Genomic DNA, 20,733 nt, shown 5'->3' with positions numbered 1-20,733 from the left:
AGGGGATCACTGTCCCGCCGTCATCGCCGGCCGACAGCCATGGAAAATATCCAGCCCCGGCTGATACAGCGACGTCCTGACCTCGAACAACCCCAGCACCGAGTGGAACAGGTTGTCATGGCTCAGATCCGGCTGACTGCTTTTGCCTTGCAGGCAGCCACGGTCGATGCCCAGTTGCGCCAGGGTGTTGTTGCCGAACCACATCACCATCGGCACATGGGTCTGGGCTTGCGGCGCCAGCGCATAGGGCGCGGCGTGCAGGTACAGGCCGTTCTCGCCCAGGGATTCGCCATGGTCGGACACGTACAGCATCGACGTATCGAGGTGGTCCTGATTGCGCTTGAGCAGCTCGATCACCTTGGCCAGGAAATGGTCGGTGTAGAGGATCGTGTTGTCGTAGACGTTGACCAGTTCGTCACGGCTGCAACTGCCCAGTTGATTGGTGTGGCAGATCGGTTTGAAGCGCTCCATGTTTTTGGGATAGCGCTCGTAGTATTCCGGGCCGTGACTGCCGTCGGCGTGGAGGACGATGATCGCGTTGCCCTTGAGGCGGTCGATGTAGCCTTGCAGGTCAGCCAGCAGCGCTTCGTCGAGGCAGTTGTTGCCGTCGCAGAACGGCCCCGGCTGGTTCTTCGCGATGTCGCGGTTCGGCACGCGCAGGCAGGTGCCCTTGCAGTCGCTGTTGTTATCCAGCCACAGCACCTGTACGCCGGCCCGTTGCAGGATATCCAGCAGGCCTTCGTAGGTTTTGCCTTTCTTGTCGCTGTAGTCCTCGCGCGGGAACATCGAGAACATGCACGGCACCGACACCGCCGTCGAGGTGCCGCAGGAATGCACGTTGGTGAAGTTGATGATGTCGAGTTTGCTCAGCTCGGGATTGGTCTCGCGCTCATAACCGTTGAGCGAGAAATGGTCGGCCCGGGCAGTTTCACCGACCACGAACACCATCAGCGATTTCTTCTCGCGACCGGCCGCCTTGGCGCTCATCACCGCGTCTTCGCCGATGGCCTGCACCACGAAATGCTTTTTGATCCCCAGCCGTTGCTTGGTGTATTTGCTGATCGCGTAGATGTAGTTGGTCGGGTTGATGAAGTGGGTGAGCTTGTCTTCCTCGCGAAAGATCGGCGCGTAGGTCGAATAGAACGCGCCCACCGAAGCGCCGATCACCAGCACACAGGCCACGATCACCAGCACCTTGTTCAGCAAGCCTCGAAAGAACGACCGATAAACCACCGGCCAGCGCCAGATCAGCACGGCCGGCAACACACCGAGCACCAGCACGTAAGCCAGAAGTTTGCCGCTGAACAGCGCCGTGGCTTCCCCGGGGTTGGTTTCGAACACGTTCTGGATCATCACCGTGTCGATGGTGATGCCGTATTCGTTCATGAAATACGCCGCGCAAGACGAAAGCACAGCCACCAGCGTCAATGCCGGTTTCAGCGTCCAGCGAAACGACACCAGGGTCAGCAGCAGGGTGATCGCCGCCCACAGAAACAGCCCGAAGGAGGCGAAAAACGCCAGTTTCTGTGCGCCTTGCAGGGTAATCAGCGTTCCCAGGGCCTTCCAGCTCGCCAGGTTGTACAGCGCCACCAGTGCCAGGGAAAACAGCAGCACCAGGCGGGTCGGAGTGATGACTGGCAAGCGCAGTCCTTTGCCCAAAGCCATTTGAATCTTTCCTCTACCGATAGAAAACTCATACGAATGTGCTCCTGACTGTAGAAGATGATGGGTAAAAATTTTGTAAACATCCGGTAACAGTTTTTCAGCGATGGCTGACGTAACTCAGGTGGCCGTTGAGCGCCGCGCGATGAAGTCGGACCGAGCTGACTGGCGGTGCTTGTCAGGAAATTCCCACAAGAGTACAAATGTACTCCATGACGACCCTGACTCCCCGCCGTACCGCCATCCTGACCTTTATCCGCGAACGCATCGCCGAACACGGTCAGCCCCCAAGCCTCGCTGAAATCAGCGAGGCTTTTGGTTTTGCCTCCCGCAGCGTGGCGCGCAAGCATGTGCTGGCGCTCACCGAAGCCGGGTTTATCGAGGTCAATCCGCATCAGGCCCGGGGCATTCGCCTGCTCGGGCAGCCGGCGCGACCGGAACTGCTTGAAGTGCCGGTGCTCGGCCGGGTGGCCGCCGGTGCGCCCATCGGTGCCGATGCCGACCTGCACAATCGGCTGATGCTCGACCCGGCGCTGTTCTCCCGCACGCCCGACTACATGCTGCGGGTGCAGGGCGATTCGATGATCGAGGACGGCATTCTCGACGGCGATCTGGTCGGCGTGCGGCGCAACCCCGAGGCGCTCAACGGCCAGATCGTGGTGGCGCGGCTCGACGGTGAAGTCACCATCAAACGCTTCGAGCGGGTCGGCGATGAGGTTCGCCTGTTGCCGCGCAACCCGGCGTACCAGCCGATTGTGGTGCGGGCCGATCAGGACCTGGCCATCGAAGGGGTGTTCTGCGGTCTGGTGAGGCAAGGCTGATGGGGGCCGTCGTTGCGCTGGATACGCTGTTCAATGGCGGCCAGGTCTGGAAGGGCCGGCCTGCGCCACCGACCACCAGCCCGCAACCCACCGGCCATGCGGCGCTGGATGCGGCCTTGCCCAGTGGCGGCTGGCCGGAAGCGGCGCTGAGCGAAATCCTCCTGGCCGGGCCCGGTGTCGGTGAGCTGCAACTGGTGTGGCCGACGTTGGCGCGGCTGTCGGCGGCGGGCGAGCGCATCGTGCTGGTGGCGCCGCCGTTTGTGCCGTACCCGCAGGCCTGGGCCAATGCCGGAGTCGATCTGCGGCAGTTGTCGGTGATCCAGGCCAGCGAGCGCGATGCGTTGTGGGCGGCGGAACAATGCCTGCGCTCGGGCAGCTGCGGTGCGGTGCTGTGCTGGCCGCACAAGGCCGATGATCGCGCCTTGCGCCGTTTGCAGGTGGCGGCGGAAACCGGCCAGACCCTGGCGTTCGCGTGGCGCCCATTGAGCGAGGCGGTCAACCCGTCGCCGGCCGCATTGCGCATTGCCATCGATGCACGACCCGCGCAATTGCGCGTGCTCAAGTGCCGGGGTGGTCTGGCGCGCAGCGCACCGATTGCCTTCGCCGTGGGGCATTGAGGTCGCCATGCGCTGGGTTTGCATTCTGTTCCCGCAATTGGCTCTCGACGCCGTGCTGCGTCAGCGCCCCGATCCCGAGCAACCCTTGGCGCTGCTCAGCGGCCCGGCCCAGCGCCGGGTGCTGCAAGCGGTCAACCCGGCGGCGCGGGCACTGGGCTTGCGTCCGGGGCAGTCGATGACCGCCGCGCAGGCCATGAGCAAAGGGTTCGCCACCGTCGATTACGATTCGGCCGAGGTTGAGCACTGGCAGCAGTTTCTCGCCGCCTGGGCCTATCGCTTCAGCGCGCAGGTCAGCGTGCATTACCCGCGCACCGTGGTGTTCGAGATCGAATCGAGCCTCGGGCTTTTCGGTTCCTGGGCGCAGTTCGAGGCGCGGTTGCGCACGGAGCTGACCGAGCTGGGTTTTCGGCACCGCATCGTTGCCGCGCCCAACCCGGTGGCGGCGCGAGTACTGGCCAACGCCTATGACGGATTGGTGGTGCCCGACGGTGAAGCCCTGCGTCATCATCTCGGGCAATTGCCGGTCGACCGCATCGGCCTTGAACCGAGCGTGGCCACGGCGTTGTCGCGCATGGGCCTGCGCAACCTCCATCAGGTGCAGAACCTGCCGCGTCAGGCCCTGGCCCGGCGTTTCGAGGCGCCGATGCTCAAGCATCTGGACACGCTGTTCGGCGCACGGCCGCTGGCGCTGGCATTCTACCTGCCGCCGGATCGCTTCGACGTGCGCATCGAACTCAATTTCGACGTGCAGTCCCATCAGGCGCTGCTGTTTCCATTGCGCCGCCTGACGTCCGATCTGGCGGCGTTTTTGTGCGGGCGCGACAGCGGCGTGCAGCGCTTCGACCTGCATCTGGAACACGCCGGGTTGCCGGACACGCTGATCAGGGTCGGCCTGCTCAGCGCCGAGCGCGATCCGGCGATGCTGTTCGAGCTGGCCCGTGGTCGACTGGAGCAGGTGCAGGTCGAAGCCCCGGTGCGCGGTTTTCGTTTGCGCGCCGAGGATCTGCCGAGTTTCGTGCCGCAGTTTCAGGAGCTGTTCGACGACCGTCCGCAGCAGACCTTGCCCTGGGAGCAATTGCGCGAACGCCTGCGCGCGCGGCTGGGGGATGAGGCGGTGCAGGGCCTGCGCTTTCAGGCCGATCATCGACCGGAGTGCGCGTGGCAGAACGCCGACGACAAGCAGCGTTGCCCTGCATTGCCGGGCGTGCAGCGTCCGGGCTGGTTGTTGGGCGAACCGCAGTCCGTGCCGGAAGGTTCGGCGCGCATCCTCATGGGCCCGGAACGGATCGAGTCCGGCTGGTGGGACGGTGACGACGTGCGCCGCGACTATTACCTGATCCAGAACCGCGCCGGCCAGCAAGGCTGGGCGTACCGGGCGGTGGGTGAGGGCGGTCCGTTGTGGCTGCAGGGCTGGTTCGCGTGAGCCAGGGTTACGCCGAACTGCACTGCCTGTCGAACTTCAGTTTCCAGCGTGGTGCGTCCAGTGCGCTGGAGCTGTTTCAGCGGGCGAAAAAACACGGCTATCAGGCACTGGCGATCACCGATGAATGCACCCTGGCCGGGATCGTTCGTGCCTGGCAGGCGGCCAAATCCGTGGAGCTGCCGCTGATCATCGGCAGCGAGATGCGCATCGAGAACGGCCCGAAACTGGTGTTGCTGGTCGAGAACATCGAGGGTTATCAGGCGTTGTGCGGTTTGATCACCCAGGCTCGACGGCGAACCCAGAAAGGCCAGTATCAAACACTGCGTGAGGATTTCAGCGAGCCGCTGCCGGGATTGCTGGTGCTGTGGGTGCCGGAGGCGGTCGATGAGGTGGAAGAGGGCCGCTGGCTGAAGCAGACCTTCGGCGAGCGGCTGTGGCTGGCGGTGCAGTTGCACCGCGGGCAGGACGATCAGCGGCGACTGGCTGCACTGCTGAGTCTGGCGGATGAACTGCAGATTCGGGCAGTGGCCAGTGGCGATGTGCACATGCACGCCCGTGGCCGGAGGGCCTTGCAGGACACCATGACCGCGATCCGCCATCACGTCCCGGTAGCGGAAGCCGGATTGCGCCTGCACCCCAATGGCGAGCGGCATTTGCGCAGCCTCGATGTGTTGCGCGAGTTGTATCCGCAGACCTTGCTGGACGAGTCGGTGAATCTGGCTCGCCGCTGCACCTTCGATCTGGGCGAGTTGCGCTATCAATACCCCAAAGAGCTGGTGCCCGAGGAACACAGCGCCAGTTCCTGGCTGCGGCACCTGACCGAGCAAGGCATCGCCTGGCGCTGGCCGAAAGGCGCACAACCCAAGGTACTCAAGCAGATCGACGATGAACTGGAGCTGATCGCCGAACTCGGCTACGAAAGCTACTTCCTCACCGTGCACGACGTGGTGCGCTTCGCCCGTGAGCAGAAAATCCTCTGCCAGGGCCGGGGGTCGGCGGCCAACTCGGCGGTGTGTTTTGCCTTGGGCATCACCGAGATCGATCCGGACCGCACCACGCTGCTGTTCGAGCGTTTCATGTCGAGGGAGCGCAACGAGCCGCCGGACATCGACGTGGATTTCGAGCACGAACGCCGCGAAGAAGTCCTGCAATACGTGTTTCGTCGTTATGGTCGCCGTCGTGCGGCGCTGACCGCGGTGGTCAGCACCTACCACGCTTCCGGCGCGATCCGCGATGTGGCCAAGGCGCTGGGTTTGCCGCCGGACCAGATCAATGCGCTGGCCGACTGCTGCGGCCACTGGAGCGATGACACGCCGCCCGTGGAGCGCCTGCGCGAAGGCGGTTTCGACCCGGAAAGTCCGCTGCTGCACCGGGTGCTGAGCCTGACCGGGCAACTGATCGGCTTCCCCCGGCACCTGTCGCAACACCCCGGTGGTTTCGTGATTTCCGAGCAACCGCTGGACACGCTGGTGCCGGTGGAGAACGCCGCCATGGCCGACCGCACGATTATCCAGTGGGACAAGGACGACCTCGATGCGGTCGGGCTGCTCAAGGTGGATATCCTCGCCCTCGGCATGCTCAGCGCGATCCGCCGCTGTTTCGACCTGCTGCGCCGTCATCGTAACCAGAAGCTGAGCCTGGCGACGATTCCGGCCGAGGATCGCGCCACGTACGACATGATCAGCCGCGCCGACACCATCGGTGTGTTCCAGATCGAGTCCCGGGCGCAGATGTCGATGCTGCCGCGCCTGCGCCCGCAAACCTTCTACGACCTGGTGATCGAGGTGGCCATCGTCCGGCCGGGGCCGATCCAGGGCGGCATGGTCCATCCGTACCTGCGCCGCCGGAACAAGGAGGAAGAGGAAACCTATCCGTCCCCGGAACTGGAAGTGGTGCTCAAGCGCACCCTTGGCGTGCCGCTGTTTCAGGAACAGGTGATGCAGATCGCCATTGTCGCCGCCGACTACAGCCCCGGTGAGGCCGATCAGTTGCGCCGCTCCATGGCCGCGTGGAAACGCCACGGCGGGCTGGAGCCGCACAAGGAACGATTGGCCGCCGGCATGAAGAAAAACGGCTACTCCCCGGAATTCGCCGCGCAGATCTTCGAGCAGATCAAGGGCTTCGGCAGTTACGGTTTCCCTGAATCCCACGCTGCCAGTTTTGCCTTGCTGACCTATGCCAGTTGCTGGCTCAAGTGCCACGAACCGGCGGCGTTCGCCTGCGCGCTGATCAACAGTTGGCCGATGGGGTTCTACAGCCCGGATCAGATTCTTCAGGACGCGCGCCGGCATCATTTGCAGATCCGCCCGGTGGACGTGCGCGCCAGTGACTGGGATTGCAGCCTGGAGCCGATCACCGGCGAGCAACCGGCCATCCGCATGGGCCTGCGGATGATCAAGGGCTTTCGCGAGGAGGATGCGCGCAGCATTGAAAGCGCGCGGGCGAGGGGGGCGTTTGCCGATGTCGCCGATCTGGGCGAACGGGCCGGGCTCGACAGTCGCGCCCAGGCGCTGCTGGCCGATGCCGGGGCATTGCGCGGTCTGGCCGGTCATCGTCATCGGGCCCGCTGGGAAGTGGCCGGGGTGCAGAAACAGCTAGGGTTGTTTGCCGGGTTGCCGAGTCAGGAAGAGCCGGATGTGCTGCTGCCGACGCCGAGTGTCAGCGAAGACCTGTTCACCGATTACGCCACACTGGGCACTACGCTGGGGCCGCACCCGCTGACGTTGTTGCGCAACGAGTTGCGGGCACGGCGCTGCCGCAGTTCCCGGGAGTTGCTGGAAGTCGAGCATGGTCGGCCGGTCAGCGTGGCGGGGCTGGTGACCGGTCGCCAGCGGCCGGGCACCGCCAGCGGCGTGACCTTCGTGACCCTGGAAGACGAGTTCGGCAACGTCAACGTGGTGGTCTGGCGCGATCTGGCCGAGCGTCAGCGCCAGGTGCTGGTGGGCTCGCAATTGCTCAAGGTCGATGGCCGCTGGGAGCGGGAAGGCGAGGTGCGGCACCTGATTGCCGGACGCCTGAGCGATCTGACTCCGCTGCTCAACGGCATCCGCGTACAGAGCCGCGACTTCCACTGATCAGCGCTGTGGCCAGAACCGCTCGCCACCCCCCGGCGCTTCCGTCCACGCTTGCAACGAGCGGGTCGGCAAATCGAAGTAATCCCGGGTCCGCGCATAACCATGCCCGCCCATGCGCCCGATCGCATCCAGCCCCAATTGATCGATGTACAGGGTTTTCGGGTCGATCAACTCGTCGCGCACATGGGCCATCAACACCTCGCCAAAAATGATCTCCCGGGATTGACCGATGTTCAGCGCCATCATCCGTCGGCATTCCAGCGCCACGGGTGCTTCGCCGATTCGCGGGCATTTGACCGCGGTGCCGGGAATCGCTGTCAGGCCGGCAGCGGTCAATTCATCGAAACCCGGCGCAAACGGCACGGCGCAGACGTTCATGGCCTCCACCAGTGCATCGCTGACGATGTTGACCGTGAACTCCTGATTCATCTGGATATTGCGCGTGGTGTCCTTCGGGCTCTGATCGCCGTAGTTCTCCACGCCGAGCGCGAGAATGGGCGGATCTGCCGACAGGGCATTGAAAAAACTGAACGGCGCGGCATTGACCCGGCCTTCGCCGTCGATGGTGGTGACCAGAGCAATCGGGCGCGGCACCACGCTGCCGATCAGAATCTTGTATTTTTCCCGTGGGCTCAGTTGGCTGAAGTCGAAGCTGTGCATGGCAGTGTTCTCTAAAGAAGGGGATCGATGGCGCTCAACGGCGCTTCGGCGCTGTAGTCGTCGGCGAACGCAATGGCCGGCTGGAACAGGGTTTTCCAGTCCGGTCGGCCAAAGGCCCGGTCGCTGTGGCTGCGCATCAGTTTTTCGTATTGGCGCTGGGCCTGGCGTTGCAGAGAGGGGTAGTCGACGCCGATGACCTGACCGTTCTGCATCACGCAGCGACCGTCGATGTAACTGGCGATGCAGTCGTCGCCGCGTCCGGCCAGCAACAGGTTTTTCAGTGGATCGAACAGCGGGCCCAGATGCAGGCCGCGCAGATTGAACACGGTGATATCCGCTTTGGCGCCGGGCGCCAGGCGACCGAGGTCGTCACGGCCCAGCGCCTTGGCGCCGCCGAGAGTGGCGGCGTTGTACAGGTCGAGGCTGCTGGTCAGCGATGGACCACCTTCCATGAGCCGGGCGATGTTCAGGCCGTGGCGCATGTTCTCCAGCAGGTCTGCCGGCCAGGTGTCGGTGCCGAGGGCGAAGTTGATGCCTTTGGCACGATAGCGGCCGAACGAATTCAGCGCCTCGCCGTCACGGGCGAACACCAGCGGGCAGTGCACCAGACTGGCGCCGCCGTCGATGACCCGCTGCAGATCGTCATCGCCCGAGGTGTAGAGGCCGTGGGGCAGCAGGCTGCGCGGGGTGAGCAGGTCGAGTTGCTGCAACCAGCCCAGCGGCGATGTACCGCGCAGCTGTTCGACCATCGCCACTTCACCCGGCGCCTGACAGCAATGCAGGCGCATCGGTGCGTTCAGTTCGCGACTCAAGGCGGACGTACGCTCAAGCAGCGCCGGGGTGCAGGTCTGGATGCGATCCGGCAGCAGCGCGCCGCGAATCAACCCGGCGTGGGCGCCATCGAAATCCTTGAAAAACCGTTCGGCCGCGTCCAGTCCCGCCAGGCCCCGAGCCTCATCCCAGTGATGGGCGAGGGTGCCGTCGGCGCGCCAGTAACTCATGCCGCTCATGTAGCAGGGACCGAGGTACGTGCGCAGCCCCAGTTCGCCCGCCACGTTGGCGACAGCGGCAAACTCGTCGTAGGTCTCCGCCCATTCGCGGTAGTACATCGAGGTGATCGGCATGGCCGTGGTAATGCCGTTGCGGATCAACTGAGTGAAGGCGTAGCGGTATTTGAAGACCTCTTCCTCGGGGCTGAATGACTCACGCGGGCCGGCCGCCAGATACTCCGCCGACCACATGCGGCCCATGGTGCGCTCGTCGCCGTTGTCCAGGGTCAGCACCGTGGAATCGAGATCGCCGAGGGCGTCCAGGTCGATGAAGCCGGGACCGATCAGTGCGTTGCCGTAGTCGATCCACTGATCCACCGGCCCTTGATAACCGCGCCCGACAAACTCGATGCGCGACCCGGCGAACACCACTTCGCCGTCGCGCCACAGCACATGTTGCGTGCCGTCGAAACCGACCACGCAACCGGCCTTCAGGCCGATGCGTTTCACAGACGGCTGCCCAGCAAACGACCGCCGCTGGCGATCAGTTCGCCGCCGCGATAGACCTGACGCACCGGCCGCGCGACCACCGCTTCACCGAGGGTTTCCACCGGCATCAGCAGAAAGTCCGCCGGCCGGCCGACGGCGAAGCCGTAATCCTCGATCCCCAATGCGCGCGCACCGTTGACCGTCGCCGCGTCGAACGCCGCCGCCAGTTCATCGTCCTTGCCCAGATCAAAACGGAAGGCCAGCAGCATCGCCCGTTCCAGCATGTCGCCATTGCCCATCGGCGACCACGCATCACGAATGCCGTCGGAACCCAGACACACGTTGACGCCGGTCTCGCGCAGCGCCAGGAAGGGTGGAACGGCGCAATCGGCCGGCGCCGAACTCATCAGCGAAATGCCCAGTGCAGCAAGGCGTTCGGCGACCGGTTTGACCTGACTCCACGGCAGCATGCCCAGGCAATAGGCGTGGCTGATCATCACCCGGTTGTGCAGGTTGAAACGCTCGGTGTAATCGGCGATCCGGGCGATCTGCCACAGGCCCAGTTCACCTTTGTCATGCAGGTGAATGTCGACGCCACGCTGGAATTCGCTGGCCAGTTTGAACACGAAATCCAGTTGCGCGATCGGGTCATTGTCGATGCCGCAGGGGTCAAGCCCGCCGACGTTTTCCACGCCCAGGGCCATGGCTTCACGCATCAGCTCGGCAGTGCCGGGGCGGCTGATCAGGCCGGTTTGCGGGAAGACCACCAGCTGCAGGTCGATCAGGTCGTTGTAGGTTTCGCGCAGTTGTTGCATGGCCTCGACGTGGCGCAGGCCGAATTCCGGGTCGATGTCGACGTGGCAGCGCATCGTCAGCGAACCCCGGGCGATGCAGTTCTCCAGCAGGGCGCCGGCGCGTTCGGCAATTGGCGCTTTGACTTCGCGCAGCACGCGGCGCTCGTTGCTGATGTAGTCCTTGAGCGTCGGGCCGGCGCTGTTCGGGCGCCAGGGTTGGCCGTAGAGGGTCTTGTCGAGGTGGACGTGGCTTTCCACCAGCGGGGCGGTCAGGAGCTGGTTCTGGCCGTCGATGTCGGTGGCGGCCAGCGGCGTATTCGAGGCCGGACGGCGTTGGGTGAAGCGGCCGTTTTCGATCAGCAGGTCTTCGGCGGGGGCGCCGTAGGGGCGGATGTTTCTGAGCCAGCGGGGGTGGGACATTTCATACCTCTGTTTCTAGGTTGTCTGGGCGGGCCTCATCGCTGGCAAGCCGGCTCCCACAGGGATTTGTGTCACTCAGAGATCCAATGTGGGAGCGAGCCTGCTCGCGATGGTCTCGACGCGGTCTTGAGTCAGGCGATCAACCTTTGAGCTTCGACCAGATCCGATCCTGCAGCTCCCGCGCCTTGTTGCTGCATTCCTTCTCCGGGCGCAGGCGCGAGGCGTACTCCTCGGGCATGTTGATCGCGTCCATGACCTTCCATTTCGCATCCAGCAACTGATCGCTCTGAATCCCGTTGGCATAGGCAATCGCGTTGGACACGGCCGCCGCGTTCTCGGGCTTCATCATCCAGTCGATGAAGATCTTCGCGTTGCCCGGATGCGGCGCGCTTTTCGGTACGGCGAAGTTGTCCTGGAACATCGCCAGGCCTTCTTTCGGGTACACGTATTTGATCGTGCTCTTCTGCAACGTGGCGCGGGCCGTCGAGCCGTTCCAGTTCTGCATCATGATCACTTCGCCCGAGGCCATGCGGTCGACGGTGTTGTCGGAGCTGTACATCTTCAAAAACGGTTTCTGCTTTTGCAGCAGTTCGAGGATGCGCTTGGCGTCCTGCGGGTTTTCCGTGCATTCGTCGACGTTCAGGTAATGACTGGCGGCATTGATCACGCTGCTGGAGGTGTCGAGGGCGGCGAGCTGGCCTTGCAGTTCCTTGCGCGGCTCAAAGAACTCTTTCCACGAATCATCGAGCTTGCCGCCCGGCACCCGTGCGCTGTCATAGGAAAACCCGGTGGTGCCCCACAGGTAAGGCGCCGAAAACTTGCGGCCCGGGTCGAAGCTCGGGTCGCGGAACGGGCCTTTGACGTACTGGAAGTTGCTCAGGGTCGGGGCGTCGATTTCCAACAGCAGGTCCTGCTTGATCAGCGTCTGCATGATCGACTGCGACGGCACGATCACGTCATACGCGGCGCCGCCGGCCTGCAACTTGGCGAGCAGGGTTTCGTTGCTGTCGTAGCCGTCCATGGTGACCTTGATCCCGGTCTCCTTTTCGAACTTGGCCAGCAAGTCCACCGGGTAGTAATCGGTCCAGTTGTAGAAGAACAATTGCTTGGGCTCGGCGGCGTGGGCGCCGAACGCGGTGAAACAACTCAGGGCCAGACCGGATAGTGCCAGACGCATGTTTTTCACTTTCATGAGCGCGCTCCAGGTTTATTGTTGTTTGCCGCGTTGGCCGAGCCAGAAGGCCAGCACCACCAGCACGATGGAAATCACCAGCATCAGGGTTGAAATCGCGTTGATTTCAGGTGTTACGCCAGCCTTGATCGCCGAGAAGATGTACACCGGCAACGTGGTCGAACCGGGCCCGGCGACGAAGAAGGTCATGATGAAATCGTCGAGGCTGACCACGAACGCCAGCACCGATCCGGACAGCACCGCCGGCCACAGCAGCGGCAAGGTCACGCGGCGGAACACTTGCCACGGGTTGGCGTACAGGTCGTTGGCGGCTTCCAGCAGGCTCTTGTCCAGATCGTTGAGCCGCGCGCGGATCGGCAGGTAGGCGAACGGAATGCAGAAGCCGATGTGCGCGACGATCACCGTCATCAGCCCGAGCTTGATGCCCAGCGCCATGAACAGCAGCAGGGTGGCCACGGCGGTGACGATCTCCGGCAGGATCAGCGGCAGGTTGATCCCGCCTTCGACCATTTTCTGCCCGTAGAACGGCCGGTAGGTCGCCAGCGCCGCCAGCAGTGCAATCGCCGTGGCGCAGACTGTGGCGATGGTCGCGACGATGATCGAATTCAGCGCTGCGGTCTGGATCGACGGGTTGGCCAGGATCCGCCCGTACCAGGCGAACGAGAACTCGGTCCACACCGTCGCCGAGCGGTTGGCGTTGAAGCTGTAGGCGATCAACACCAGGATCGGCACGTACAGATAGGCGAGGATCAGCAGGCTGATTTCCCGGGTCGCCGGGAGTTTTTTCAGGTGCAGAGAGATCATGCTTTCGCTCCCCGGTTCAGGGTTTTCGCCGCGCTGCGGCTGTACAGGGCGTAGAGCACCAGTGACAACAGCAGAATCCCCAGCAGCAGGAACGACAGCGAACTGCCCAGCGGCCAGTTGCGTGCGGTGCCGAATTGCTGCTGGATCAGGTTGCCGATCATCAGGGTCTTGCCGCCGCCGAGGATCGCCGGGGTGATGAAGGCGCCGAGGCTCGGCACGAACACCAGCAACGCACCGGCAATCACGCCGGGCATCGACAGCGGCAGGATGATCCGCCGCAGCGCATGCCAGCGATTGGCGCCCAGGTCATAGGCGGCTTCCACCAGACGCCAGTCGAGTTTTTCCAGGGTCGAGTAGATCGGCAGAATCATGAACGGCAAGAAGCTGTAGACCAGACCGACGCTCACGGCGAAGTCGTTGTACAGCAGGGTGATGCCGCCGGCACTCGGGAACAGCGCGTTGAGGCTCTGGGCGACCCAGCCCTGTTCGCGCAGGATGATCAGCCACGCGTAGTTGCGGATCAGCAGGTTGGTCCAGAACGGAATGGTGATGAGCAACACCATCAGGTTGCGTCGGCGCGGGGTCAGGCTCGACATCCACAGCGCCACCGGAAACCCGAACAGGAAGCACAGCACGGTGGTGCCGCCGGCCTGGAACACCGAACGCAACAGCGCTTGGGCGTAGACCCAGTTGAGCTCCAGTTCGCCGTCAAAACCCTCCTGGAAAAACAGCTGCACGTAACTTTGCAGTTGCCATTGGGCCTGCCAGTCGACGCCGCCGTAGGTGTTGCGCGGCAGCAGGCTGATGTAGCCCATGATCCCCAGCGGAATGGCGATCAGGGCGAGCAGGGTCAACACCACCGGGCTGAGCAACAGCGCGCGGTTGAGAGAGGGGGAAGTGCTGCTGACGCTCATCTCAGGCCTCCATCAACAGACAGGCCTGGGGCGGCAGGTGCACCGCCACGGGCTCGCCGACTGCACGACCACGGTTCAGGCCTTCGTTGTTTTCCCGCAGAATGACTTTGATGTCGTTGTTCAAACGGCACTGGTACAGCGTCGCGGTGCCGACATACAGCACCGCCTCGATTACCCCGCGCAGGTGATGCGGTTGATCCGCTGCGACCAGTTGCGAGCGCTCGGGCCGAAATGCCAGTTGCACGCTGCTGCCATTGACGCCTTGCGGCGGGCAGGGGATTTCCACCGGCATGCCGCTGGGCACGAAGAGGTTTTCGTTGTGGTCGCCGCGCTTGAGCTCGCCGGGGAGGAAATTGATGTCGCCGATGAACTGGGCGACGAAACGGTGCTGCGGGCGTTCATAGATGTCGGTCGGGGTGCCGATCTGCAGGATCTTGCCGGCGGACATCACCGCGATCCGGTCGGACAGGGTCAGGGCTTCTTCCTGATCGTGGGTGACGAAGATGAAGGTGATCCCGGCTTCCTGCTGCACGCGCTTGAGTTCGACCTGCATTTCCTTGCGCAGCTTCAGGTCCAGCGCCGACAGCGGCTCGTCGAGCAACAGCACTTTCGGCTTCGGCGCCAAGGCCCGGGCCAGCGCCACGCGTTGCTGCTGGCCGCCGGATAATTCCGCCGGTTTGCGCCCGGCCAGGTGCTCCATCTGCACCAGCGCGAGCATCTCGTCGACCCGTCCCGGAATTGTCTTGCGATCAAGACCCTGCATCTCGAGGCCGAAGGCGATATTCTGCGCGACACTCATGTGCGGAAACAGCGCGTAACTCTGGAACACCGTGTTGACCCGACGCTTGAACGGCGGCAGGTGATTGACCGTTTCCCCCGCCAGACGGATCTCGCCGTCGCTGACGTGTTCGAAACCGGCGATGGTGCGCAGCAGGGTGGTCTTGCCGCAGCCCGAGGGGCCGAGGAGGGTGAAAAACTCGTTGTCGGCGATGTTCACCGACACGTTGTCGAGGGCTGGCGCCAAGCCAGGGTCATCAGAATACCGCTTGGATACGTTACGCACTTCAATGGCTATTGCTTGACCCATAATGGTGCAATCCTCTAATTATTGTATGCAATATCTGAATGCAATTTAGAAATACCCGGATTAATCTGCTGGCGCAACCCCCCATTTCCCTGACTGAGTCGTTCGTCGGGCAGCGTCGCCAGCGTTGAAGGAGCTTCCAAATGACCGAGAAAAAAACGGAAACCACGGTCGACCGCGTCTACCAAGGGGTTTACGAGGCGATCAGCAAGCGTTCGCTGCGTCCGGGGATGAAGCTGGGCGAGGCGTCGCTGGCGGAATTGTTCAATGTCAGCCGCACGTCGGTTCGCGCGGCGCTCAAGCAATTGGAGGCCGACGGACTGGTCACCACCGAGCCCAATAAAGGTGCGTCGGTGTCGCTGCCCAGCGATGAGGAAATCCGTTCGCTGTTCGAAACCCGGCGCCTGATCGAGATCGGCATCGTCACCGAACTGTGCCGGCGCAAGGACTCTGCGGCGATGCAGGATTTGCGTGACCACCTGCTGCTGGAAGACGAAGCCCACGAAGCCGGCGATCACGAGCGGCTGATTCACCTGCTCGGCGAGTTCCACATCAAACTCGCCCGTAGCCTGAATAACCCGGTGTTGCTCGACTGGTTTCAGAAGCTGATTTCCCGCGCCTCGCTGTACGCCGCCGCGCTGGATGACGACAGCCACGAAGCCTGCCGTGATGACGAGCACCTGCGGTTGATCGAGTACATCGAGGCCGGCAATCAGAGCGCCGCGATCGAGCTGACCTGCATGCACCTGGACGGCATCCAGAAGGCGATCCTCGACGTCGCTGCGAAAATGAAGACCGGCTACCATCCGCTCAAACACCTGATCGGAGTGTGAGCGTCGAGTGCAGGTGAAATCGGCTATACCTCTAATGAAACCATCGCTGCCCGACACGCTCGAAACAGACGGGCGTGGCGTTTGAACGCGCGGCGATAGAACCGGACCCACTACAAGGCGTTGAAGCAGCTGATGCAGTTTTTATCCGATAGCCATGGGTGTGACGGCTGGCAAGGCGAGATGGCCGGGCGCATTCGTGCGTTTGACTGGAGCAGGACTGATCTGGGCCCCCTCGAAACCTGGCCGGCCAGCCTGTGCAGCACGGTCCAGCTGATGCTGGCCTCGCCGCTGCCGATGGTCATGCTCTGGGGTCATGCCGGTTACATGATCTACAACGACGCCTATTCGCGATTTGCCGGCGGCCGGCATCCGTACCTGCTCGGATCGCCGGTGGAACTGGGCTGGCCGGAGGTGGCCGATTTCAACCGGCATGTGGTCGACACCTGTCTGGCCGGCGGCACCCTGGAATATCGCAACAAGGTATTGGTGTTGCTGCGCGACGGCGTGCCCGAGGATGTCTGGCTCGATTTGTATTACAGCCCGGTGGCCAACGATGCCGGTGTGCCTTCGGGCGTGATGGCGATGGTGGTGGAGACCACTGAACTGGTTTTGTCCGAGCGTCTGCGCCAAGCCGCTGAAGATGCCTATCGCGCCGATAACGAGCGGGTGCGCCTGGCACTCAATGCCGGGGCATTGCTCGGCTCGTTTGTCTGGGACGTCAGGAACAACGTGCTGTCGGCCGACGAGCGTTTTGCCCGGACATTTTCCTACCCGCCTGATCAAGACCTGAGCAACCTGCCGCAGCATATCGCCGAGACGCGCATTCATCCGGACGACCGTAATTGGGTACAGGAGTGCGTGGAGAATTCGGTGCGTACCGGCGAGCCCTACAACGCCGAGTACCGGGTGGTGCGTGCCGATGGCAGTTGTCTGTGGGTGCTCGCCAGCGGTGCTTGCGAATTCGACGAGCAGGGCCGGCCGTTCCGTTTCCCCGGTGTGCTGATCGATATTCACGAGCGCAAGACCGCCGAGGAATCGCTGCTCAAGTTCACCCGCAACCTCGAACAGCGGGTAGCGGATGAAGTCGAGGCGCGCCTCGCCGCGGAAGAGCAATTGCGTCAGTCGCAGAAGCTCGAAGCCATCGGCGGCCTTACGGGCGGCGTGGCCCATGACTTCAACAACCTGCTGCAAGTGATCGCCGGCAATCTGCACCTGCTGGCTCGCCATGAACCGGACAATGCCAACGTCCAGCGTCGGGTCAGCGCCTCGCTGGCGGCGGTGGAGCGCGGCGCCAAGCTGTCTTCGCAACTGCTCGCGTTTGCCCGGCGTCAGCCGCTGTCGCCGGCGGTGTGCAATCCCCGCCAGATCTTCGAAGGCGTGGGCGAGTTGCTGCAACGGGCGCTGGGCGAAACCATTCAGATCGATGTGCAACTGCCTGTTGAGCCTTGGCACATCAACGTTGACCGCAATCAACTGGAAAACGCCATTCTCAATCTGGCGATCAATGCCCGGGACGCCATGAAGGGCGAGGGCACGATTGTGCTCGGCGCCTCCAACCTCTCACTGGACCGGGCGTTCTGTTCGGGCAAGGGCATCGTGCCGGGGGATTTCGTGCGGGTTTCGGTCAGTGACAGCGGCGTGGGCATTGCCCCGCACATGCTCGAGCAGGTGTTCGAACCGTTTTTCACCACCAAGGCCGACGGCCAGGGCACTGGCCTGGGCTTGAGCATGGTGTTCGGCTTCGTCAAGCAGAGCGGCGGGCATGTGGAGATCGACAGTCGGATCGGCGAAGGCACGCGGGTGCAGTTGTACTTTCCACGCAGCCTGCGCCCCGTGCTCGATGACTCGCCGAGCGTCAATCATCAGCAGGCGGGTGGTCACGAGACGATCCTGGTGGTCGAAGACAACGAAGCGGTGCGCACCTCGGCGGTCGAACTGTTGCGCGAAGAAGGCTACCGCGTGCTGATCGCCGGCAACGGCGATGCGGCCATGCAGATGTTGATGGAAGGCGCGCGGGTCGACCTGATCTTCACCGACGTGGTCATGCCCGGTCTTATCAAAAGCTCCGATCTGGCGGCGTGGGCCAAGGTGCAAATGCCGCCGGTGGCCGTGCTGTTCACCTCGGGCCACACCCGCGACATCATCTCGCGCAACCACCAGCTCAGCCCCGACACCCATTTGCTCGGCAAGCCCTATGGCCCCGAAGCACTGCTGCAGATGATCCGTTCCGTGCTCAGCACCTGAGCTCCAATCCCCTGACCAAGGCTGGCCGATGACTTCCAGACGCAATTCCAGTTCTGCCGCCGGCATGGTTCGCGTGCGCGGTGCCCGTGAACACAATCTGAAGAACGTGGACGTCGACATTCCTCGCGATGCACTGGTGGTGTTCACCGGGGTGTCGGGTTCGGGCAAGTCGTCGCTGGCGTTTTCGACGCTGTATGCCGAAGCCCAGCGGCGCTATTTCGAATCGGTGGCGCCCTATGCGCGGCGGCTGATCGATCAGGTCGGCGTGCCGGACGTCGATTCCATCGAAGGCCTGCCCCCGGCCGTGGCCCTGCAGCAACAGCGCGGCACGCCGAGCACGCGCTCGTCGGTGGGCAGCGTCACCACGCTCTCGAGCCTGATCCGAATGCTGTACTCGCGCGCCGGCAGCTATCCGCCGGGGCAGCCGATGCTCTACGCCGAGGACTTCTCACCGAACACGCCACAAGGCGCCTGCCCGCAATGCCATGGACTGGGCCGGGTCTACGAGGTCACCGAGGCGTTGATGGTGCCCGATCCGAATCTGACTATCCGCCAGCGCGCCGTGGCGTCCTGGCCGCTGGCCTGGCAGGGGCAGAACCTGCGCGACATCCTGGTGACCATGGGCATCGATGTCGATATCCCGTGGCGCAAGCTGCCGAAAAAACAGCGTGACTGGATCCTCTTCACCGAGGAAACACCGACCGTTCCGGTGTACGCCGGGCTGACGCCGGAAGAAACCCGCGTCGCCCTCAAGCGCAACATGGAGCCAAGCTATCAAGGCACCTTCACCGGCGCCCGGCGCTACATCCTGCACACGTTCACCCATTCGCAAAGCGCGCTGATGAAGAAACGCGTGTCGCAGTTCATGCTCGGCAGCCTGTGCCCGCTGTGCGATGGCAAGCGCCTCAAGCGCGAGGCGCTGTCGGTGACGTTTGCCGGGCATGACATTGGCGAGTTGTCGCGGATGCCGCTGCTGCAAGTTGCCGAAGTCTTGAAACCGGTGGCGGACCCGAGCTGGCTGGAACACGCCGATGAAACCGGCGAAACCCTGAGCCACAGTCAGACCCGCGAAGCCCGGCAACAACGCGTGGCCCATGGCGCCAGCGGCCACGCCAACGCGCCGGACGTGCGCCATACGCCGAACCTGTCGCTGGAAAAACGCCTGGCCGCGCAGCGCATTGCCGAGGACTTGCTGGAGCGGGTCAGCACCCTGACCGATCTCGGGCTCGGATATCTGGCGCTGGAGCGCAGCACGCCGACCCTGTCGTCCGGCGAATTGCAACGCCTGCGACTGGCCACTCAACTGGGCTCGCAATTGTTCGGCGTGATCTACGTGCTCGACGAACCCTCCGCCGGCCTGCACCCGGCGGACGGCGAGGCGCTGTTCGAGGCCTTGCAGCGTCTGAAGGCCGACGGCAACAGCGTGTTTGTGGTCGAGCACGATCTGGACACCATGCGCCGCGCCGACTGGCTGATCGACGTCGGCCCGGCGGCCGGTGAAAAGGGCGGGCAGATTCTCTACAGCGGCCCGCCACCGGGGCTGGCCGCGATCGAGGACTCGCAGACCCGCGCCTATCTGTTCGCCGAACAGCAACGGTCGACCCGTACGGCGCGCAAACCGTCGGGCTGGCTGAAGCTCGACGGTGTCACCCGCAACAACCTGAATAACCTCAGCGCCGAATTTCCCCTGGGCTGTTTCACCTCGGTCACCGGTGTTTCCGGTTCGGGCAAATCCAGTCTGGTCAGCCAGGCGCTGCTGGAACTGGTCGGCGCGCAGCTCGGGCGCAGCGTCAGTGACGCCGAGCCGGAAGAACTCAATCTGGAAGACGATACCCCGTCTGCCAGCACCGGCCAGGTCAGCGCCGGGCTGGAGTCGATCAAGCGTCTGGTGCAGGTTGATCAGAAACCCATCGGCCGCACGCCGCGTTCGAATCTGGCGACCTACACCGGGCTGTTCGACAACGTGCGCAAGTTGTTCGCCGCGACCGACGAGGCGAAAGCGGCGGGTTACGACGCCGGGCAGTTTTCCTTCAATGTCGCCAAGGGTCGCTGCCCGACCTGCGAAGGCGAGGGGTTTGTCAGTGTCGAGTTGTTGTTCATGCCCAGCGTTTATGCGCCGTGCCCGACCTGCCATGGCGCGCGTTACAACCCCGAAACCCTGGCCATCCTTTGGCAGGGCTTGAGCATCGCGCAGGTGCTGCAGCTGACGGTGGACGAGGCGGTGACGGTGTTTGCCGAGCAACCGGCGATTCGCCGTTCGCTGGAGGTGCTGCGCGACATCGGTCTCGGTTACCTGCGCCTCGGGCAGCCGGCGACCGAGTTGTCCGGCGGCGAAGCCCAGCGCATCAAACTGGCCACCGAACTGCAGCGCAACCAGCGCGGGGCGACGTTGTATGTGCTGGATGAACCGACCACCGGCCTGCACCCGCGCGATGTCGACCGCTTGCTGGAGCAACTGGATACGCTGGTGACGGCGGGGCACACGGTGATCGTGGTCGAGCATGAAATGCGCGTGGTGGCGCAGAGCGACTGGGTGATCGACATCGGCCCGGGCGCGGGGGATCAGGGCGGCCAGATCGTCGTGGCCGGAACGCCGCAGAAAGTGGCGGCGAGCAAGAAGAGCCGGACTGCGCCGTTTCTAGCCCGTGCCTTGAACCGATAACTGCGTCGCCTAGGCGGGCCTCATCACGGGCTTGCACGCAATGGCGGTGTA

General features: G+C 63.6%; 15 protein-coding genes. 7 read left to right on the top strand and 8 right to left on the bottom strand.

The annotated features are described in order from the left end of the window. Window positions 1-6: 6 nt before the first annotated feature. Window positions 7-1,665 (bottom strand): phosphoethanolamine transferase, encoded by a 1,659-nt coding sequence (locus CAG25_RS09545; RefSeq protein WP_085610487.1) that lies wholly within the window; start codon window positions 1,663-1,665, stop codon window positions 7-9. Between the two features lie 200 nt (window positions 1,666-1,865). Here CAG25_RS09545 and lexA point away from each other — a divergent pair, with 200 nt between their 5' ends. From lexA to CAG25_RS09525, 4 genes are read left to right on the top strand one after another with little or no spacing between them, the layout of a single operon-like run. After that, complete coding sequence (gene lexA, locus CAG25_RS09540) at window positions 1,866-2,483, top strand: transcriptional repressor LexA (RefSeq protein WP_064381249.1); 618 nt, start codon at window positions 1,866-1,868, stop codon at window positions 2,481-2,483. Then, window positions 2,483-3,100: a translesion DNA synthesis-associated protein ImuA gene (imuA, locus tag CAG25_RS09535; protein WP_085610486.1), complete on the top strand. Its 618-nt coding sequence runs from the start codon at window positions 2,483-2,485 to the stop codon at window positions 3,098-3,100. The genes lexA and imuA overlap by 1 nt, the downstream gene beginning before the upstream one ends. Before the next feature lie 7 nt (window positions 3,101-3,107). Next, window positions 3,108-4,523 (top strand): DNA polymerase Y family protein, encoded by a 1,416-nt coding sequence (locus CAG25_RS09530; protein WP_085610485.1) that lies wholly within the window; start codon window positions 3,108-3,110, stop codon window positions 4,521-4,523. Next, complete coding sequence (locus CAG25_RS09525) at window positions 4,499-7,597, top strand: error-prone DNA polymerase (protein WP_218191687.1); 3,099 nt, start codon at window positions 4,499-4,501, stop codon at window positions 7,595-7,597. The genes CAG25_RS09530 and CAG25_RS09525 overlap by 25 nt, the downstream gene beginning before the upstream one ends. On the opposite strand, the gene CAG25_RS09520 is transcribed toward CAG25_RS09525, so the two are convergent. The 7 genes from CAG25_RS09520 to CAG25_RS09490 form a co-directional block, all read right to left on the bottom strand. Continuing rightward, on the bottom strand, window positions 7,598-8,257 hold the full coding sequence (locus CAG25_RS09520) for a flavin reductase family protein (protein WP_085610484.1): 660 nt from the start codon (window positions 8,255-8,257) through the stop codon (window positions 7,598-7,600). Between the two features lie 11 nt (window positions 8,258-8,268). Then, a complete protein-coding gene (locus CAG25_RS09515) occupies window positions 8,269-9,756 on the bottom strand; it encodes an amidohydrolase family protein (protein WP_085610483.1) in 1,488 nt (495 codons plus the stop codon). Continuing rightward, window positions 9,753-10,949, bottom strand: coding sequence for an amidohydrolase family protein (locus tag CAG25_RS09510; RefSeq protein ID WP_085610482.1), 1,197 nt, complete (start codon window positions 10,947-10,949; stop codon window positions 9,753-9,755). The genes CAG25_RS09515 and CAG25_RS09510 overlap by 4 nt, the downstream gene beginning before the upstream one ends. 139 nt (window positions 10,950-11,088) lie before the next feature. Then, the gene (locus tag CAG25_RS09505) at window positions 11,089-12,141 is read right to left on the bottom strand and encodes an extracellular solute-binding protein (protein WP_085610481.1); all 1,053 of its coding nucleotides are present in this window, start codon (window positions 12,139-12,141) and stop codon (window positions 11,089-11,091) included. A 15-nt stretch (window positions 12,142-12,156) separates the two neighbouring features. Beyond that, window positions 12,157-12,945: an ABC transporter permease gene (locus CAG25_RS09500; protein ID WP_064597101.1), complete on the bottom strand. Its 789-nt coding sequence runs from the start codon at window positions 12,943-12,945 to the stop codon at window positions 12,157-12,159. After that, window positions 12,942-13,859: an ABC transporter permease gene (locus CAG25_RS09495; protein WP_007959454.1), complete on the bottom strand. Its 918-nt coding sequence runs from the start codon at window positions 13,857-13,859 to the stop codon at window positions 12,942-12,944. The genes CAG25_RS09500 and CAG25_RS09495 overlap by 4 nt, the downstream gene beginning before the upstream one ends. Window position 13,860: 1 nt before the next feature. Continuing rightward, a complete protein-coding gene (locus CAG25_RS09490) occupies window positions 13,861-14,946 on the bottom strand; it encodes an ABC transporter ATP-binding protein (protein ID WP_085610480.1) in 1,086 nt (361 codons plus the stop codon). A 140-nt stretch (window positions 14,947-15,086) separates the two neighbouring features. On the opposite strand from CAG25_RS09490, the gene CAG25_RS09485 reads away from it, so the two are divergent. From CAG25_RS09485 to CAG25_RS09475, 3 genes are all read left to right on the top strand, one after another. After that, a complete protein-coding gene (locus CAG25_RS09485; protein ID WP_039768861.1) occupies window positions 15,087-15,776 on the top strand; it encodes a GntR family transcriptional regulator in 690 nt (229 codons plus the stop codon). A gap of 132 nt (window positions 15,777-15,908) precedes the next feature. Beyond that, entirely contained in the window at window positions 15,909-18,020 is a 2,112-nt protein-coding gene (locus tag CAG25_RS09480; RefSeq protein ID WP_085610479.1) for a PAS domain-containing sensor histidine kinase, read from the top strand. Between the two features lie 28 nt (window positions 18,021-18,048). Beyond that, window positions 18,049-20,682, top strand: a complete 2,634-nt coding sequence (locus CAG25_RS09475) for an excinuclease ABC subunit UvrA (protein ID WP_085610478.1) — start codon at window positions 18,049-18,051, stop codon at window positions 20,680-20,682. Window positions 20,683-20,733 lie beyond the last annotated feature (51 nt).

The sequence above is a fragment of the Pseudomonas sp. B16(2017) genome, from assembly GCF_002113205.1.
GTDB lineage: Bacteria > Pseudomonadota > Gammaproteobacteria > Pseudomonadales > Pseudomonadaceae > Aquipseudomonas > Aquipseudomonas pharyngis.
This window is presented reverse-complemented; position numbering and strand designations above follow the sequence as displayed.

What these genes read in the sequence shown, in the direction of transcription:
- CAG25_RS09545 (WP_085610487.1), bottom strand. Translation starts at nt 1,665, where the DNA reads ATGGCTTTGGGCAAAGGACTGCGCTTGCCAGTCATCACTCCGACCCGC.
- lexA (WP_064381249.1), top strand. Translation starts at nt 1,866, where the DNA reads ATGTACTCCATGACGACCCTGACTCCCCGCCGTACCGCCATCCTGACC.
- imuA (WP_085610486.1), top strand. Translation starts at nt 2,483, where the DNA reads ATGGGGGCCGTCGTTGCGCTGGATACGCTGTTCAATGGCGGCCAGGTC.
- CAG25_RS09530 (WP_085610485.1), top strand. Translation starts at nt 3,108, where the DNA reads ATGCGCTGGGTTTGCATTCTGTTCCCGCAATTGGCTCTCGACGCCGTG.
- CAG25_RS09520 (WP_085610484.1), bottom strand. Translation starts at nt 8,257, where the DNA reads ATGCACAGCTTCGACTTCAGCCAACTGAGCCCACGGGAAAAATACAAG.
- CAG25_RS09510 (WP_085610482.1), bottom strand. Translation starts at nt 10,949, where the DNA reads ATGTCCCACCCCCGCTGGCTCAGAAACATCCGCCCCTACGGCGCCCCC.
- CAG25_RS09505 (WP_085610481.1), bottom strand. Translation starts at nt 12,141, where the DNA reads ATGAAAGTGAAAAACATGCGTCTGGCACTATCCGGTCTGGCCCTGAGT.
- CAG25_RS09500 (WP_064597101.1), bottom strand. Translation starts at nt 12,945, where the DNA reads ATGATCTCTCTGCACCTGAAAAAACTCCCGGCGACCCGGGAAATCAGC.
- CAG25_RS09495 (WP_007959454.1), bottom strand. Translation starts at nt 13,859, where the DNA reads ATGAGCGTCAGCAGCACTTCCCCCTCTCTCAACCGCGCGCTGTTGCTC.
- CAG25_RS09490 (WP_085610480.1), bottom strand. Translation starts at nt 14,946, where the DNA reads ATGGGTCAAGCAATAGCCATTGAAGTGCGTAACGTATCCAAGCGGTAT.
- CAG25_RS09485 (WP_039768861.1), top strand. Translation starts at nt 15,087, where the DNA reads ATGACCGAGAAAAAAACGGAAACCACGGTCGACCGCGTCTACCAAGGG.
- CAG25_RS09480 (WP_085610479.1), top strand. Translation starts at nt 15,909, where the DNA reads ATGCAGTTTTTATCCGATAGCCATGGGTGTGACGGCTGGCAAGGCGAG.
- CAG25_RS09475 (WP_085610478.1), top strand. Translation starts at nt 18,049, where the DNA reads ATGACTTCCAGACGCAATTCCAGTTCTGCCGCCGGCATGGTTCGCGTG.